This is a genomic window from Prosthecobacter sp., from assembly GCF_044373815.1.
Taxonomy (GTDB): Bacteria; Verrucomicrobiota; Verrucomicrobiia; order Verrucomicrobiales; family Verrucomicrobiaceae; genus Prosthecobacter.
The window spans coordinates 1-16,864 of the sequence record NZ_JBIPNG010000096.1 but is presented as its reverse complement, the minus strand read 5'-3'; the positions used below and the strand labels follow the sequence as shown (position 1 = coordinate 16,864).

At 56.9% G+C, this 16,864-nt stretch carries 14 protein-coding genes; 2 read left to right on the top strand and 12 right to left on the bottom strand.

Going from position 1 to position 16,864, the window contains the following annotated elements:
* Nucleotides 1-537: 537 nt before the first annotated feature.
* The gene (locus ACIREA_RS10575; RefSeq protein ID WP_294399132.1) at nt 538-777 is read right to left on the bottom strand and encodes an acyl carrier protein; all 240 of its coding nucleotides are present in this window, start codon (nt 775-777) and stop codon (nt 538-540) included.
* A gap of 94 nt (nt 778-871) precedes the next feature.
* On the bottom strand, nt 872-1,606 hold the full coding sequence (locus tag ACIREA_RS10570) for a hypothetical protein (protein WP_397382235.1): 735 nt from the start codon (nt 1,604-1,606) through the stop codon (nt 872-874).
* Nucleotides 1,607-1,744: 138 nt separating this feature from the next.
* Here ACIREA_RS10570 and ACIREA_RS10565 point away from each other — a divergent pair, with 138 nt between their 5' ends.
* Both ACIREA_RS10565 and ACIREA_RS10560 read left to right on the top strand, forming a co-directional pair.
* A complete protein-coding gene (locus ACIREA_RS10565; protein ID WP_397382234.1) occupies nt 1,745-2,440 on the top strand; it encodes a zinc metallopeptidase in 696 nt (231 codons plus the stop codon).
* 47 nt (nt 2,441-2,487) lie between these two features.
* Nucleotides 2,488-3,561, top strand: coding sequence for an alpha/beta hydrolase family protein (locus ACIREA_RS10560; RefSeq protein WP_397382233.1), 1,074 nt, complete (start codon nt 2,488-2,490; stop codon nt 3,559-3,561).
* Nucleotides 3,562-3,734: 173 nt separating this feature from the next.
* Here the strand turns inward: ACIREA_RS10560 and ACIREA_RS10555 are convergent, their stop codons facing one another.
* From ACIREA_RS10555 to ACIREA_RS10510, 10 genes are all read right to left on the bottom strand, one after another.
* Nucleotides 3,735-4,952 (bottom strand): glycosyltransferase family 4 protein, encoded by a 1,218-nt coding sequence (locus ACIREA_RS10555; RefSeq protein WP_397382232.1) that lies wholly within the window; start codon nt 4,950-4,952, stop codon nt 3,735-3,737.
* A 116-nt stretch (nt 4,953-5,068) separates the two neighbouring features.
* Nucleotides 5,069-6,004, bottom strand: coding sequence for a GDP-L-fucose synthase family protein (locus ACIREA_RS10550; RefSeq protein ID WP_397382236.1), 936 nt, complete (start codon nt 6,002-6,004; stop codon nt 5,069-5,071).
* Nucleotides 6,005-6,010: 6 nt separating this feature from the next.
* On the bottom strand, nt 6,011-7,018 hold the full coding sequence (gmd, locus tag ACIREA_RS10545) for a GDP-mannose 4,6-dehydratase (RefSeq protein WP_397382231.1): 1,008 nt from the start codon (nt 7,016-7,018) through the stop codon (nt 6,011-6,013).
* Nucleotides 7,019-7,067: 49 nt separating this feature from the next.
* Complete coding sequence (locus ACIREA_RS10540; protein WP_397382230.1) at nt 7,068-8,216, bottom strand: glycosyltransferase; 1,149 nt, start codon at nt 8,214-8,216, stop codon at nt 7,068-7,070.
* Between the two features lie 69 nt (nt 8,217-8,285).
* Nucleotides 8,286-10,076, bottom strand: coding sequence for an asparagine synthase (glutamine-hydrolyzing) (gene asnB, locus ACIREA_RS10535; protein WP_397382229.1), 1,791 nt, complete (start codon nt 10,074-10,076; stop codon nt 8,286-8,288).
* Nucleotides 10,077-10,098: 22 nt separating this feature from the next.
* Nucleotides 10,099-12,402, bottom strand: coding sequence for a glycosyltransferase (locus ACIREA_RS10530; RefSeq protein ID WP_397382228.1), 2,304 nt, complete (start codon nt 12,400-12,402; stop codon nt 10,099-10,101).
* Nucleotides 12,399-13,280, bottom strand: coding sequence for a glycosyltransferase family 2 protein (locus ACIREA_RS10525; RefSeq protein ID WP_397382227.1), 882 nt, complete (start codon nt 13,278-13,280; stop codon nt 12,399-12,401). Before ACIREA_RS10525 ends, ACIREA_RS10530 begins: the two co-directional genes overlap by 4 nt.
* Before the next feature lie 7 nt (nt 13,281-13,287).
* Nucleotides 13,288-14,757 (bottom strand): hypothetical protein, encoded by a 1,470-nt coding sequence (locus ACIREA_RS10520; protein WP_397382226.1) that lies wholly within the window; start codon nt 14,755-14,757, stop codon nt 13,288-13,290.
* A 170-nt stretch (nt 14,758-14,927) separates the two neighbouring features.
* The gene (locus ACIREA_RS10515) at nt 14,928-16,172 is read right to left on the bottom strand and encodes a glycosyltransferase family 4 protein (RefSeq protein ID WP_397382225.1); all 1,245 of its coding nucleotides are present in this window, start codon (nt 16,170-16,172) and stop codon (nt 14,928-14,930) included.
* A 47-nt stretch (nt 16,173-16,219) separates the two neighbouring features.
* Nucleotides 16,220-16,864: glycosyltransferase family 2 protein (locus ACIREA_RS10510; RefSeq protein WP_397382224.1), on the bottom strand; the 645-nt coding region annotated here is incomplete at its 5' end.

The following is a 16,864-nucleotide window of genomic DNA, read 5'->3' as shown; positions in this document are numbered from 1 at the left end:
GCGCGTCCGTTATTTCGGGTCTATCGCGTCGCGGGCGATGAAAAAGGTGCGCCGTCCCTGGGGCGGTGAACGGCCGCTTTCGAGCGTCTCGTGATGGGCGTGAGCTGACCGGCTGGCGAAGAACCACAGGCTCCCGCATTCGAGCGCCTCGTGGCACGCGTTTACTGACCGGCCCGTCGAAGGCGGTAGCTGCGTTCGTTCCTCACTTCGCAACCGCAGTCCAAAAACGCAGCAGGAGCGCGGAATTTATTCCGCAGCACTCCGCAAGCCCCCATGCCGCCGCTTTCGCCTACAGCATCGCCGGCCCAATGATCGTGCGGGCTACATGGCGTGCCGCAGGCAAGCTGATCCTCGGCTTCAAGGAGATTGATTCGTGAGCAAGAGTCTGGCGCTTCGGCGGAGTGCTGCGGAATAAATTCCGCGCCCCTTCGGAGGTGCTCCGCACAGCAACCCTCTGCCCGCCTCAAAAACCCACAACAAAAAAGCCAAGCGGAATGAACCACTTGGCTGTTTTTGAAGTTCTAAAAAAGGCCGGTATTACTCGGCGTTTTCTTCGACGTAGCGGACGACGTCGCCCACGGACTGAAGCTTTTCAGCCTCTTCGTCAGGGACGTCGATGCCGAATTCTTCCTCGAAGGCCATCACCAGCTCGACGGTGTCGAGTGAGTCGGCACCGAGATCTTCGATGAACTTGGCTTCCTGGGTGACCTGCTCGGGATTCACGCCAAGCTGTTCAACGATGATGTCTCTAACTTTTTCTGTGATGTTCTCTGCCATAGATTGGGGGTGTTGGGATGGGGCGGAGCTTTAGCGGCTGAGTTTACTTTGGCAAGGGGAAAATCCCGCCTTTTTCAAACTCAAACAAGTGCCATTATTTTTCCACCTCTGCTGTTGTGGATTCGGCGCCCGCTGTTTCGCTGACTTTTTCAATCAATTCACCACTGAAACGAGCCAGCAAACGCTCCAGCACCTTGTCTGCCCCAGCGTATTTCAGATCGTCGAACACCTCACGTTTTTCGGCGCCGCCCTGCGTGCGATACCACGCATACGCCAGCCCTTTGTGCTCCCACTTGCGCTTGTCCACGCGAAAGACATCGGCGTAGCGAATCTGCACACCTTCGGGAGACACCCAGTGGTCAGCCTCGCCAAGCAGCACCTTGCTGCGATTCCGCAGGATCAGGATGCCTGCGATGAGCGCCCCGGCAAGGCAGCCGTAGCCATAATAAAACTGTTCGGCGATCTCACGGTCGCTGTAGAGCTTGGGCTCCTCCTTCCAGCCCTTCTTCGCAGCGTAGCTTTTCCAGCGGGGTGAATCCCCGTCCACGCCGGTAGGCATGCCCCTGGCTTTGGCATCCTCCATCCACTGCGGGAGGCGCCCTTCTTTCTTGGCGGCTTCAAACGAAGGCAGGAACTCCTTCATGAACTTCTCCTTCTCCTGCGCGATGGCCAGCTCCTGGGGATACCCCCTCATGCCGTCATGGAGAAACACGAGGCCGAAGACGAGGAACAGCCCGGCCAGCATGCCCATGCGGCGGTAGTACCAGGATGTAACGCGGCAGAGGATGGGCTCCGAGGCCGATGCGGGGGAGGTGGGGGCGGTTTCCATGAACGACTGATTCAATCGCAGGCTCGTGGGGAAGCAACACGGGATTTTGTGTGACAAACTACGCGCAGTTTTGCAATGCCCGCGTGATTCCCAAGCGGGCATGGTGTGCGTATCTAATGGCAACCCCATTCAAGAACCATGTACTTTGATCCCCTCTACCTCCTGCTCTTCCTTGGCACGATGGCGCTGTCGCTCTTCGCCTCCTGGCGCGTGAAGAGCGCTTATACACGCTATTCGCAGGTGCCGGCACGCTCCGGACTCTCCGGCGCGCAGATCGCCCAGCGCATCCTGGACCTCAACGGCATCCGCGATGTGACGATCCACACCATCAAAGGCCAGCTCAGCGACCATTACGATCCGTCGAACAAGCAGCTGATGCTCAGCGAAGAAAACTACTACGGCACCAACGTGGCCGCACTGGGAGTGGCGGCACATGAGTGCGGCCACGCCATCCAGCACCAGCAGCTCTACGCACCGCTGCAGTGGCGCATGGCGGCGGTTGGCATCACCACCATCGCCGGGCAGATCATTCCCTTTGTGGGCTTTGGTTTGATCTACTTTGCACCCAAGATCGCCCTGCCGATCCTCGCGCTGTGCTTTGGAGTCGTGATGCTGTTTCAGTTGATCACGCTGCCGGTGGAGTTTGACGCCACAGCCCGTGCCAAGCGCGTGCTGGCCAGTACCGGAGCCGTCTCTCCCGGCGAGGAAACCGCCGCCATGAGCAAAGTGCTGGACGCCGCCGCGCTGACCTACGTGGCCGCCTTCATCAGCGCGCTGGGCACCTTCCTCTACTACGCCATGATGCTGCTCGGCGGGAACCGTCGGAATGAGTGAGCCCCCATGGTAACAAAGAAAGCTCCCAGACGCGGCGTATGGCTCCCATGCGCCGCGTTTTATTTGCCCTCGTCCTGCCCTGCCTCGCCTATGCGGAGGACATTCCACCGATTCGTGGACTGAGCCGCACGAACCTCCTCGAATACCACGCGAAGGACGGCACGACCAAGACAGCCACAAGCGCCGCTGAATGGGCGAGCCGCCGTGCGGAGGCGCTGGCAGGGTTTCAGCAGGTCGCAGGTCCCCTGCCCGGCCCGGAGCTGCGCTGCGCGCTGGAGCCGCAGATCGTGGAGGAAACGGATTGCGGCAGCTATGTGCGCAGGCTCATCACCTACACCTCCCAGCCCGGTGGCAAGGTCACTGCCTACCTGTGCATTCCCAAAACAGCGCTCGCAGGAAAGAAAACCGCTGCCGTGCTCTGCCTGCATCCCACGGAAAACAACATCGGCTTCAAAGTGGTCGTGGGTCTCGGTGGCAAGCCGCACCGGCAATACGCGCAGGAACTGGCCGAGCGCGGCTTCGTCACGCTCTCACCGAGCTATCCGCTGCTGGCCGAATACCAGCCTGATCTCAAAGCGCTGCACATGCCCAGCGGCACGATGAAGGCCATCTGGGACAACCTGCGCGGCCTCGACTACCTGGACTCCCTGCCCTACGTGGATCGCAGTCACGGCTACGCCGCCATCGGGCACTCGCTCGGCGGACACAATGCCATCTTCACCGCTGTCTTTGACGACCGCATCCAGGTCATCGTCTCAAGCTGCGGCTTTGATTCGCTGCTGGACTACTACGGCGGCAACATCAAGGGCTACGTGCAGGAGCGCTACATGCTGCGCATGGCGGACTACCTCGGCCATCCGCAGGACTGCCCATGGGACCACTACGAACTCATCGCCTGCCTCGCCCCACGCCATGTGTTTGTGAATGCGCCGCTGCGGGATGCGAACTTCCGCTGGCAGAGCGTGGATCGCATCGCGGCCGCAGCTCTGCCCTTGTTCAGACTGCATCAGGCGGAGTCACACCTGCAAATCGCCCACCCCGACTCCGATCACGATTTCCCCGACACCGAGCGCTTTGCCAGCTACGAGCTCATCAAGCGCGTGCTGCAGCCTGCTCAATAGACGAGACGGCTCCGCACGTAGGTTGGGTGTGTTTGGCGTCGAAGACTTCGCAACGCCCCCAGCCACCTCCGCCAAACCGCCCGACTACCAGGACGTTCGTACGCCACAGTGTTTGCAGTACGCTCATGGACGGGCGGGCTGTCGCCACGCCCATCCTACGACCGCGAACAAGTCTAACGACGCTCACCCGCCTGCTCAATGACGCGCACCAGCCGGGGGCACAGCACCGAGTGGGAGAAGTCGGCACCGAGCGCCCTGGCAGCCGCATTGACCGGCTGCGTGCCAAGAGACATCGCATCGCGGATCTGCTGCACGATGGCAGGCACATCCCCGTTGCGCGCCACACGCCCGTGTGCCGGCTGGTTGAGCCGCCGCGCCAGATCAGCCCCGTGGCTTTGATCCGGACCGATGAAGAGGAATGGAATGCCGAGCGTGAGGATGTTGTAGATCTTGCAGGGATGCACGATGCCCACAAAAGGATCCCCCATCACCACCAGATGCAGATCCGCCGCAGAGAGCGAACCCGAGAGCTTTTCCAGCGGCTGATACGGCAGGCAGGTGATGTTTTTGAGGGCCTGAGCTTTGGCAAATGCCTGCACCTTTTTGAACTCGCTGCCACCTCCCACAAACAGGAAGTGCAGCCGCTCCTCCCCCTGCATCTCCTGCGCTGCGGCCAGCACGGCATCCAGCGGATGACAGGGGCTGTGATTGCCGGAATACATGACGACGAACTTGCCCGTGAGCCCGTGCTCAGCACGGAAGGCCTCGCGTGCGGCCACGTCGTACTGGATCGCCTGATCGTGCGACCAAGGCGCATCGGTATGGATGACCTCTGCACTCACCCCTTTGGCCATCAAGCGCTCCGCCATGAAGCGGTCCAGCGCGATGATGCGTGAGACACGCCGGAAGCTCCAGTTTTGGATGAAGGTGAGCGTGCGCTCGACAAGGCCCCCGGCCTTCAGCCAGCCTGCAGCCACAGCTTCATCCGGATTCAAATCCATCACCCAAGGCACCACCGCGCCTCCCTTGAGCTTTGCCACGACCGTGCCGAGCGTGGAGATGAGCGGTGGCGAAGTCAGGCAGACCGTGACGTCCTGCCGGGGCATGAACAGCAGGATGCGTGTGGCATTGCCCCAGAAGATGGCGAAATCCACCAGCCGCCGCCACTTGGCTTTCTTGCCGAGCCCAGGAGTCCAGATGCGGCGGATGTCGATGCCGTGCCACGTCTCGCGCACGGGATACCGAAGCTCCGGGTTGTCATACCCGCGCGACGCTGCCACCACCGTCACCTGATGGCCGCATTTGACCAGTTCATGCGCCAGATCCGTGAGGTGCTGCGCCGTGGCCACGTGATCCGGATGGAAGCACTGGTTGAGCAGAAGGATTTTCATGGCTTGGAAAACGGGAAATCGCTCCGCAGAATGAGGGACGTCGCGGAATAACACCTGCTGAATCCAAGCCCACATCTGCGCCGCAAACCCTGCAGCGCGCAGTTTGCACGCGAGTCTTAGCCGCGCAGGCGGTTGGACTGCATCTCCTCCAGGAAAGACGCATAGGTATGCGCCAGCCCGTCTTTGAGCGGGATTTGCGGCTTCCAGCCGAGCTGATTCAATCGGGTGGTGTCCAGCAGTTTACGTGGGGTGCCATCCGGCTTGGATTTGTCCCAGACGATCTGCCCCTTGTAGCCTACCACTTCAGCCACCATCTCCACCAGCTCACGAATCGTCACATCCGTGCCACAGCCGACGTTGACCAAATCCGGCGGGTTTTCCAATTGAAGCAGAAAGGCGCAGGCGTCCGCCAGATCATCCGCATGCAGGAACTCGCGCTGCGGCCGTCCCGTGCCCCAGGCCCCAACTTCAGGCAGCTCTGCCAGCCGCGCCTCATGAAAGCGCCGGATCAGCGCCGGCATCACATGGGAGTTCTGCGGATGGTAATTGTCATTCGGGCCATACAGATTCGTCGGCATGGCCGAGTGATAGACCACGCCATACTGCTTGCGATAGTACTCGGCCATCTTGAGCCCCGCGATCTTGGCAATGGCGTAGGCCTCATTGGTCGGCTCGAGCGCCGAGGTGAGCAGGCAATCCTCAGGCATGGGCTGCGGAGCCAGTTTGGGATAGATACAGGAACTGCCGAGGAATAGAAGACGCTTTACTCCGGCCTTCCAGGCACCGTGGATGCAGTTCGTCGCAATGGCCAGGTTTTCATAAATGAACTCGGCGGGATAGGTGCTGTTGGCGTGGATGCCGCCCACTTTGCCTGCCGCAATGATCGCAGCATCAGGTTTTTCGGCCTGATAAAATGCCGCAACGGCAGCCTGATCCGAGAGATTGAGCTCCTGACGCGTGCGCGTGACGATGGACACGTCCGCAGCTTTTTGGAAACGCCGCACCAGCGCGCTTCCCACCATGCCTGTATGACCGGAAATAAACAGCTTCATCATGCTTTAGAGAGATTTAACTCTGGCCTCGTGTTCAGCCAGCTTAAGATCGGCGTCCACCATTTTTTTCACCAACTCTTTGAACCGCACCTTGGGCTCCCAGCCAAGCTGCTTGCGGGCCTTCTCCGGATTGCCGATGAGCAGATCCACCTCGGCCGGGCGCTCGTAGCGGGCGTCATGCATCACGTAGGCCTCCCAGTCGAGCCCGAGCTGCGCAAACGCCTCCTGGCAAAACTCGCGCACGCTGTGGGTTTCATTCGTCGCGATGACATAATCATCCGGCTGCTCCTGCTGCAGCATGAGCCACATCATTTCCACATACTCACCGGCAAAGCCCCAGTCGCGTTTCGCATCGAGATTGCCAAGATGGAGCTTGTCCTGCAGGCCCAATTTGATGCGCGTGGCTGCACGGGTGATCTTGCGCGTCACAAACGTCTCCCCACGGCGCGGTGATTCATGATTGAACAGGATGCCACTGGAGGCATGCAGACCGTAGCTCTCGCGATAGTTCACCGTCAGCCAGTGGGCAAAGACCTTGGCACAGCCATACGGCGAACGAGGCCAGAATGGCGTCTGCTCCGTCTGCGGCACCTCCTGCACCTTGCCAAACATCTCGGAGGATGAGGCCTGGTAGAAGCGCGTCTTCTTCATCAGCCCCGATTCACGGATCGCCTCGAGAATACGCAGTGTGCCCAGACCGTCCACATCCCCGGTGTATTCCGGGATGTCGAACGACACCTTCACATGGGACTGCGCCCCCAGGTTGTAAATTTCATCCGGTTGCAGTTCATACAGCAGCTTCACCATTTGCACTGCATCAGCGAGGTCGCCGTAATGCAAAATCAACCGCGCCCCGTCCACATGCGGATCCTGGTAGATGTGGTCAATCCGCCCCGTGTTGAAACTGGAGGAGCGGCGGATGACGCCATGCACCTCATACCCCTTGGCCAGCAGAAGCTCGGCAAGATACGAACCGTCCTGACCTGTGATGCCGGTGATTAGTGCTTTTTTCATTGGAGGAATATTTATCAATTTTTACGTACTTGGTGAAGCCTCCACAAATTCATGGATTGGCATGTTTGGCTGACGTAGAGCAAAGCAGTTCATAAAATTTCTTCAACCGGCCAGCCACGGCGGCCATGGAGTGGTTCTGGGTGGCATACTCTCGCGCTTTCGAAGACAAGTCCATGCACAGTTGTTCGTCCTCCAGCAATGCGATCAAGGCATCCGCCACTGGCACGGCTTCGACCGGGGTCATGCTCACCGCCCCTGCCCTGGCCGCCTCCACGCTCAGGGCCACCTGGTCTGTTGCGACGCACGGCAGTCCTGCGGCCATGGCTTCCAGCAAAGCCATCCCAAAATTTTCGGAACGTGATGGCAGGCAAAAAACCGTAGCCTTGGCCATCACCGCCAGTCTTACATCCCCAGTGAGAAACCCAGTCCAAAGAATGCGGTCAGCGATGCCTAGTTCTTCGGCTGCACGTTTCAAGTCGGCCATCAGACGTAGATCCCCATCTCCAGCAATGATGAGTTTTACTCCGTTGATCTTGGAGAGCACCAATTTGAAAGCTGGAAGCAGGAGATCCAGTCCCTTTTTCACGTCGATCCTGGACAGAAAGAGAATCGTTTGATCCGCCTTGAAATTCGGAAATTGGGCTTCGAACAGGCTCGCTGGCGGCAGCTGCTGGTAGGGGGATAAATCAAGCCCAAGAGGTATCACGAAACCGGGAGCTTTAATCGCCAACCGGGCCACATCCGCCGCCTCCTCATCGCTGGTGAAATGCAGGGCATGCGCATGATCTAGCACCGGCTTTTCCATCCATTTGAAAATGAAGTGCTTCAGCCAGGACTTACGCCGTTCCATGCCCCAGCGATTGAGCACTCCAAAAGGACGAACTACATAAGGAACCCCAGCACGGCGAGCAAGACGTTGAGCCATGAGGCTGGCAAAGCTAAAAACCCCATGAATGTGAACCAGATCATACTCATGCACATGGGCCTTGAGCCATCGCCATAGTGGAAGTGATACCCCGTAACCCGCCAGTTGAACGGGAAAAGACTGCCATTTCAATCCCTCACGTGAGTCATCAAATGCGACACTGGAGCGGGCGCGAGGGTGAACAGTGACAATGTCCACAGTCATGCCGGCATTCAACAGTCCACGCGCCATCACATAAATGGCGGCCACAGGCCCGCCGAAAACCGGGTCCATGGAGGGCATGACATGAAGAATTCGCATGGCTTGATTAAGAAATGGATCGGACGGACAGGCCTTGCCGATTCATGAACGCTCCAGCCAATGATCCAGCATGAAAACTGCCCAGCGCTTGAACCATGTCGCATTTTTATAGGGGAGCTTGCGAGTGGCCACAGCAAACTCATCCCCCCATTGCTGTCCGAGCCACTTCTCGAACGGAAATACAAACCCTCGTTTTGGCTGGTTCCAGATCCACTCGGGCACTTCAGGCACAGCATCCAGCAGCATCTGCTTGCCACGTCGCAACCGAAGATGCGCGGGCACCATGGCCACTCGCTCAAACAAGTCACGATCAACCAACGGCACCCGCAGTTCCAATCCTTGGGACATGCTCATCACATCACTATCCCTGAGAAGTTGATTACGCATGTAGAGTGTCATTTCACACTTGCTTACAGCGTCATGAATATCAGGCACTTGCATCTGGTGGTTGGGCATGTTCGGCAGACTGCCGTAACTGCAATCCAAGTAGCTGGCAGCCAGCAATTTTGCCTCATGCAAGGAAAAGATACCCCGAAAAGCTCGATAGGAATTTTCAACTGTGGGTACTTGTCGCAGCATGGACCCAATACGGCGCATCTTTGCTGAAAAGGGGTTTCTTTCCAACGCCCAGCCTGCCACACCCGCTGCAAAAGGAATCCCATGCGCCGCGCGGTTGAAAGCATGCAGCCGGGGGACTGCATCGAAACTTTTGTAGCCGGCAAACAGTTCGTCACCACCAAGCCCCGACAGCACCACCTTCATACCCTTCTGTGCGGCAAAAGCAGAAACCGTATAGGTGTTTAGACCATCCACACTGGGCTGGTCCATGGTATGCAAAAAATTGGAGAACGCCTGTTGTCCCGTAACAGCATCAAGGCGCAGCATGTGGTGCTTCGCACCAAACAACTTCGCGGTGCGCTCCGCCAGGCCAGTTTCATCCATTTCTGCATCATCCACCCCGATGGAAAATGTATCAATGTTCTCATGGCCACCTGCACGAGCAAGAGCCAGAACGGCCGTAGAATCAATCCCCCCGCTCAAGAAGATGCCCACTGGAACGTCACTGACGAAATGAGCATCAATACTGTCCTGCAAAGCATGCCTCACATGCTGCACAGCCTCTGAAGGTTCCATTTCCTGAGTGGCAAAGGCGACACGCCAGTAGCAGTTCTTGACCAGACGTCCACCAGTCCACAATAAGTAATGGCCGGCTTCGAGACAATGCACGTCAGCCAGCAGGGTATGCGGCTCCTGAACCGAACCCATTTGAAAGTAGCGCACCAGTGCTTCGGCGTCCAATTGGCGTCCAGCCAGTCCGGCTGATTGAAGAGCCCGCATTTCCGAGGCAAACGCAAGCCTGCCCCCGGAAAAAGTATAATACAGCGGTTTGATGCCCAGCGGATCTCTGGCTAAAAAGCAAAGCTGGCGCGCTTCATCCCATATGGCTAGAGCGAACATTCCCCTCAGCCTCGGCAGCATGGTCACACCACTTTTTTCATAGAGGCGCAGCAGCACTTCGGTGTCAGACTGAGTACGAAATGTCACCCCCTCATTCTCAAGCTCCCGGCGGAGTTCCCTGAAGTTGTAAATCTCACCATTGAACGTGATGTGCAAATTGCCATCCGGCGTATGCATCGGTTGATGCCCGCCCGGTGTCAGGTCGAGAATGGCCAGCCGCACATGAGCAAACCCTGCCGTGCCTGCAGAGTTCGACCAAACACCCTGATCATCCGGTCCGCGGTGCTTCAGTGCAGTGCCAAGCTGTTGCAATGCACCCGAGAGTTTTTCTCGTTCCATTCCCTGCGTATTCAATACTCCGGCAATTCCACACATGGCAGTTCTTGATGAGTGGCAGTTAGAGGGGGCGAACAGGGATTTTGGCTCGTGCCCGCGAGCGTTGCAAAACATCTGTCGCTGCAGCCATGAAACGTTTCACACCCTGCTCCAATGTGTTGCCGTCGACGGCATGACGGGCCGCTTGCTGCATGCGTTCAAAATCGGAGTCAGGCAGTTGCATCAAATCCAACATGGCATTCTTCAGCGCGACAGAATCCCCTGCTGGTATCAACCGACCAGACTGGCCAGATGCAAGAAATTCAATGGCCGCTCCAGTTCGGTTGGTGCCGATCGCCGGCATGCCGGATGCCAGAGCTTCAACCAAGGCCAGCCCCCAGCCATCGTAGCGTGACGGCAAACAAAAAATGCCACCCTGCGCGTACCCATCGGGCAGTTCATCCCACGAACGAAATCCCAACCAGATTACCTGACTCGAACAACTGCGCAGCAAATGCCGAAGCGTGCCCTCCATTGGTCCGGCCCCCATCAGCACGAGCCGTGCGTCTGGATGCTGGCGCGCCAGTTGAGCGAAGGCAGTGGCCAGCAGATCCACCCCTTTACGAGGCGAAAATGCACCTGAGTAAAAAAACGTGCGTAACTTAACAGGACGCAGTGGTAGCGCCATAAAATGCTTGAGATTGGAAAAATAAGGAATGTTGCAGTAGCTGCGACTGCCCCCAAACTCGCGGCGATACCCTTCAATCCCAAAAGTGCCAACTGCCCAAATGGGCGAAGTATTCTGGTGCAATGGTTTGAGCAGCACCCAGCGCGCCAATACCCCCCAGATACCCGCCTGATAAGCTCCGGGGCGTTCCCCCCAGAACACCCAGGGGCGATGCGTGTAAACACGCTCGCGAATGGCTCGCAAAGCAAAAACATCCGTGTAAAAATTGAACACCACCAGATCCGCGCGGCGGATCGATTCCAGCGCTTCCAAACGCATCCCCGGATTTTCAGAAAGAATGAGGTGAGAGTGGGATATACCCGGCATGTCCCATTGTCGGTTTTTGTCCTTGCTGGTCAGATAGATCACCTCCAAATGGCATGCCTTTGAAGCTGCCAGGGCATTGAAAAACTCCACTTGGTAAGGTGAAGTCAATTGCGTCAAAATCACAAAATGCGGCATGGGAATAACGAGATCCTGCGGTCTGACCAAGCCTTCGATGTCCGCAGAGAAACCTGGATCCTCCATTAACTGGGCCACAACCTTTGCCATCATCGGCCCCACCCGCTCATAGCCAAACTGACGGATCACAGCCTGGCGCAGCAACTCCGGAGAGTTCCAAAGCGCCTCAGGTGGCTGCCGCCCCAAAGCCTCGCGGATCTTTTCCGCAATTTTCACCGCATCGTGCGGATCCACCAGCAGACCCAGACGGCCTTGATCCAAGGCATCCACCGATCCATCCAAATTGCCAGCCACAGTAGGCTTGCCGGAAGCCATGGCTTCCAAAAACACAATGCCAAAACCTTCCTTGCTGCTGGGCATCGCGAAGACATCACACAGTTTGTAATGGTCCGGAAGCTCCTCATTTGGCACATGCCCAGCAAAGATCACGCATTCTTCCAGATTGGAAGCTTTAACCATTTCCTGCAGTCGCGGCATGTCGTCGCCAGTGCCTACCACCAGATACCGAAGCTCAGGATATTGAATCCGGACGTTTTGAAGGCCCTGCAAAATCTGACGGTGCCCCTTGTATCGCTCGGAAACAACGAGACGGCTCACCGTCATGATCACTGGCTGATCGGGCTTCAAACCGTAACGAGCCAGCAGATGCTCAGGCTTGGGACCGATTGTGAAGCGGGCGGCATCAAACGTGTTTGGCACCACACTGATTTTGTCAGGATTGAGAGCGTATGAATCAATCACCACTTTCCGCGTATGATGGCTGACGGCCATCAGATGATCCGCAGCACGCATGGCCCAAATGCGCATCCCGCTGCGTAGATTCCATGCCTCGATACCATGCAAAACGCTCATTACCGGTATGCCGCACAGCCAGTGCAGCATGCGTACGGCTGGCTGAAAATGAAGATGGGTCGTGATCACACATCGCGGTCGTTCCCAGAAGCCAACTACCAGGCCGACTGCGACCATTAGGATGGCTCGGGTCCACTTTGGATAGTGCGCCATTGAGTAAAACGTCACCCCTTTAAGTCGCAGCGGATCTTCCGGCAGAGGCAGGTCGTTTTTGACAAAAACGCAGATTTCCAAATGAGAAAACGCTTCAGCCAAAGCCTGCACATAGACCCGGGAAAATGCCTGAATGCCACCAGCACCTTCCTGAATGCCTGGGACCCAAACATGGATGCTCTCTCTTTTCATACTGATGCCGTAATTCTCACCCGCTGTGGCGTTCGCCGCAGCAACAGCCAGGACCAAGCTGCCGCATTGCTCACTGGTGCTCGTAGTGGCAGAAACTGCCAGATATTGGAGGGAAGCATGCAGAGCGCCCTCAAAATGACACGCCATTCCTGCCGCAATGCCAGCCGGAACACACGTAAAGTAACACTGGCGCAGGCCTGCGGCAGCAAAAGCAATGGATATCTCAACAAGGGAAACAGCACTGTATTGATCATCATCCCCACTTGTATGTCATCGTCTTCACGTAGTGGTGGCAGGTGATCATGGAACACCCGCAATTCGCCGGATTGCAAGCAGAGCCCCCCCATGGCGTGAAGTTGAATGCCAACGTCCACTTCTTCCAGATTGTAGGCGATGGGAATCGGCAAATAACCCTGCGTTCGCAGGAACCAATCCCGACTCATGAGATGACCGCATCCAGGGTAGACGGCCTGCAGCCACAGCCCTTGAGCATCGTGTGACTCCATCGGCAGAATGCTGGCGCAAAACACCGCCGTTTCTGGCAGTCTGGCAATGAGGGACCAAGCTCTGGCAAAGTAATCGAGGTCCAGCGGAAAAGAGTCATCATCAAAATGTGCCACCCACTGACATCTAGCTTCCTGCGTCATCCGATTTCGCGCCCCCCCAGGGCCCATCAAAATCTCTGAATGCAAAAGCCGCACTCCAGGAAATTCAAACTGCACCAAGTCTCGCAATGCACTGTCATTGCCGTCCAGATGCACCAGAATTTCTGCTGGCGGGGGCTGGCAGGCATGCAAGCGCTCCAGCGTGACACGCAGCTGAGCAAAACGCCGACAGCCCGGCACTGCCACCGAAATTGGAATGCCTGTGCAGCTCATGAAAGCATCAACCCCTCAACACAGGTCCCCTCTGTCGGCTGCCACGCAGCACCGGTTGCCGCAGCTGTGCGGCACGTGACGATGGGACCTGACTGCCTCGCGGACGATGCACCAAACTCTCCAGCCGTGGGATGAGACAAACCCCCCAGGAGGCACAGAGGAACACATTGGCCGTGTGGTTCAGCACCATCTGTCCCGACATACTCAGCAAGTGGAAGCTGAAAAATCCAAGCGCCAGCGATTTAATAATCGACGGCGGAGACTGCCGAAACGTCTGCCAGCAGGTCATTAACATCATGACCCGGAACGCATACCACATCAAAAAGGCAGGCCACCCCAATTCCGCCATGCATTGGCCGAGTTCGTTATCGTAATACGGACATTCTTTTTTGGGATTGGGGATCTTTAACGCACGCCTGATCCCCAACGTTGCCGGATGAGAGGTGCCAATGCCGAAGCCCATGATGTCCACTTCTTTTGCCGCCGCCCCTAATGCAGCCAGGGGATGATTGAAGGCCCGCCCCTGAAAGGTGTCACCTGCCGTTTTCCGACGTGTTTGGAAGGCATCAAAGGCCTTGCCGGCAAAAATAGCAACACCCCCCACTGCTACCAGGATCCCAAAAAGCATGTAAATAAAGGTGTTCCTTGCCTTGCCGACGCGGCTCATGCTCGACGTCAGCCCTACCACGGCCGCAATCCCCAGCAGACTGAAAACGGCCCCCCGAGAGCCCGTCATAAAAGAGTTGGCCAGCAGTAGCGGGAGATTGCCAAACAGCAGCACCAGCCTTCGCCTGCCTTCAATGGACAGAAACAGGCAGAGGGAAATGATGAAGAACACGACCACGAATGTATTATGTCCTCCAATGTAGGAGAAAGTGCCTGTGATTCGTGCTCGTGCTCCCTGCCCTGCTCCAAAAGTTGCCACACTCTGCACTCCGGCCAATTCACTGGTGGCATAGGTGTTGATGGGCGAATCTGGCCCCGCAAAAAATTGCGCAACGCCGAGAAGACAAATGGGAATAGCGAACAGTGAATAACGGAAAAACAGTGTGGTCAAATGCTGCTCATTCCGAAAAAGGAGCGGCATCATGAAGGCCAAAGGAACGTACCACAGGTAGATTTTGAGACCATAAATCGCGAGAATCACCGAGCCGATGTTCGGATTCACTGCTCCAAAAAATGTCAGCATCAGGCAGACACAGGCGATAAAGGTTCCAGGCACTCGCAACCGCCAAGCTCGGATATCCGGATCAGGGAACATGTAGAACTTGAGGTAAGCACCCAGAAGAATGATGTCCTTCAAGAAGTACACCAGTTCCGACCCCTGGGGGAATACCCATTTGCGGATGGCTCCTTCCAGTAGCGTCACGATCAGCGCTGCATGCACCGCACGCCGCCAGTTCATCATGGCGAAGAAAACGATGAACAAGGTGCCCAAGGCCCCCAGCGCCATCATTTGGGAAATAGTCAGCTTCATATATGTGTGTTAATGATCAGCAATACGATCTTCAAAGGAAGCATACGGCAATTCATCATTTCCTAGGAGAGGCAGGTTGGATGATCCCAGCTTTTATATCCATAAAGTCTCAAATTCAAAATTTGCGAACTCAAATGGCGAATCTGGATGCAACTGGCCGATCGAAAGTTCTAATGAACTTGAATGACGTCCCGGATTTTTTTTCGAAACAGCCGCCAAGAGTGTTCACGACTCCAGACCAGGGCCGCCTGTCGCATGGTCTGTAACAGGCCCGCATCACCCGCCAAGAGCCGCAAGCGATCACGAATAGCGGGAGCACTGCGGATGGGCACTATGAAGCCCTCCATTCCATCATTGATGAGGCCTGTCAGCCCCGAATGCGGCGTGGTGATAACCGTGAGACCACAGGCCATGGCCTCCAGCAGCACCAATGCCAGCCCCTCATAGAGCGTGGGCAGTACCAGCACGTCGTTCTGTTGCATCTCCGCCAAAACCTCGTTGTGGGATAATCCAGAAAGATGCTTGTGTGCTCCCAGAAAGGCATCCAGCGCCGGGCAAGGCAGGTCAGCCGTGCGGGAGCCGATCACGGTAAGTGTGGCCAGTTCCTCCAGACCGATCATAGCCTCAGCCAGATAGGCCAGTCCCTTGCCCTGATTCAAACTGCCCACATAAAGCAAGCGAAGGCGTGAAGACGATGATGCCGGCGAAGTGGGGAGATTTAAATTGGAAGGCAGGGATTCAGGGCAGCCGTAGGGGACCACATGTACTTTGGCTTTGAAGGGCGGGGCCAGTTTGAGGCTGTCACGCACTAAAGCGCTCGGCACAATAACAACATCAGCCAGTTGCAGTTCACGGTCTCGCCGCTGCATGGCCTTGCAGCACTGGTCCAGCACAGGCAGTGTCGCGGCCCACTCAGGCTGCAAGAACGCCTCTTGCTCCACGATATCGCGCGTGAAGCGCCAGTAGGGCGTCGGAAGCTCATAGATCGTCTGGATGCCGCGCAATCTTGCTGCCTCGAAGGTTTGTTCAGCGGTGTCCATGTAGCCATAAACGGCGCTCAATCCCCGGCTTTGACTCACCTCACGGCCCACAGCCGCATCAAAGTGCCGTATAACCTGTTCAAGTGAGCCCCACTGGGCAACCAATCGATTCCTCGTCAGGACCGGAGCGCTGCGGCAGGCAAGTCTGAGCCATTCAAGACCAGGATGGGAATGAAGGAAGGGCCGCACCTTCTTTGGAAAGACGCGCCGCTCCAAAAAGCCTTTCGCGATTCCAACCGAGGCAAGCCAGCTTCGCAGCAATGACGGCACCACCAAGGTGGTGTGAAATGACGCAAGCACACCTGCCTCTGCGAATGCCTCGCCGACGGCGCAACTGTTCGGATTGCCAGTTAGGTGCGACAACAAAATCGGCATCAATCAAATCACTCCTTTAAAACTAATCCCATGCGCTTGTGGCATCATCAAGGAGCCAAAACAGAAGCATAGCGCGTCCAGACTCCCTTGAGCAGTTTGATCCGCGTGGGCAGTGCTTGTCGGGCTCCGCTGGAACGAATGGATGTCAAAGCAAGAACTATCACCTCAAAAACGTGACGGAAAAAAAGCAAGGGTATGATGGCCACTGCTCTTACCGGGTACCATTGACTCAACAAGCGCATGCGGCTCTGATGAAACCAGAGCACACGGCGCCCGGACCACTGAGAGACAGCTCCTCCATTGTCATGCACCACCCCTGGGAGATCGAGAACGGCCATCGGCCATCCATGTTCAGTAGCGCGCCGGCACCATTCCAAATCACTGTCCGTGAACGGAAATTCTTTGGCGTTCATGGATCCGGATTCTCTCCAGGCTTGGAGCCGTATCAAAAGTGGACTCGTGAAAACCACATCGCACATTGACCACCGGACATCGGTCTTGCCAACTCTCCATGGAAGAGCTGAAGGCGTGTCCATCAGGAACCGGGCAGCCAGCCGCTGACCAAAAACAAAACTGAGAACCCCTGGAAACCGACAGCCATAACCAGTCTTTTGGCCGTCCATGCGCTCCACGGTAAAACCGGTTCCCCCAAGTCGCTTTTCGTTATCAAGAAACTGAACCGCCTGTGAAAG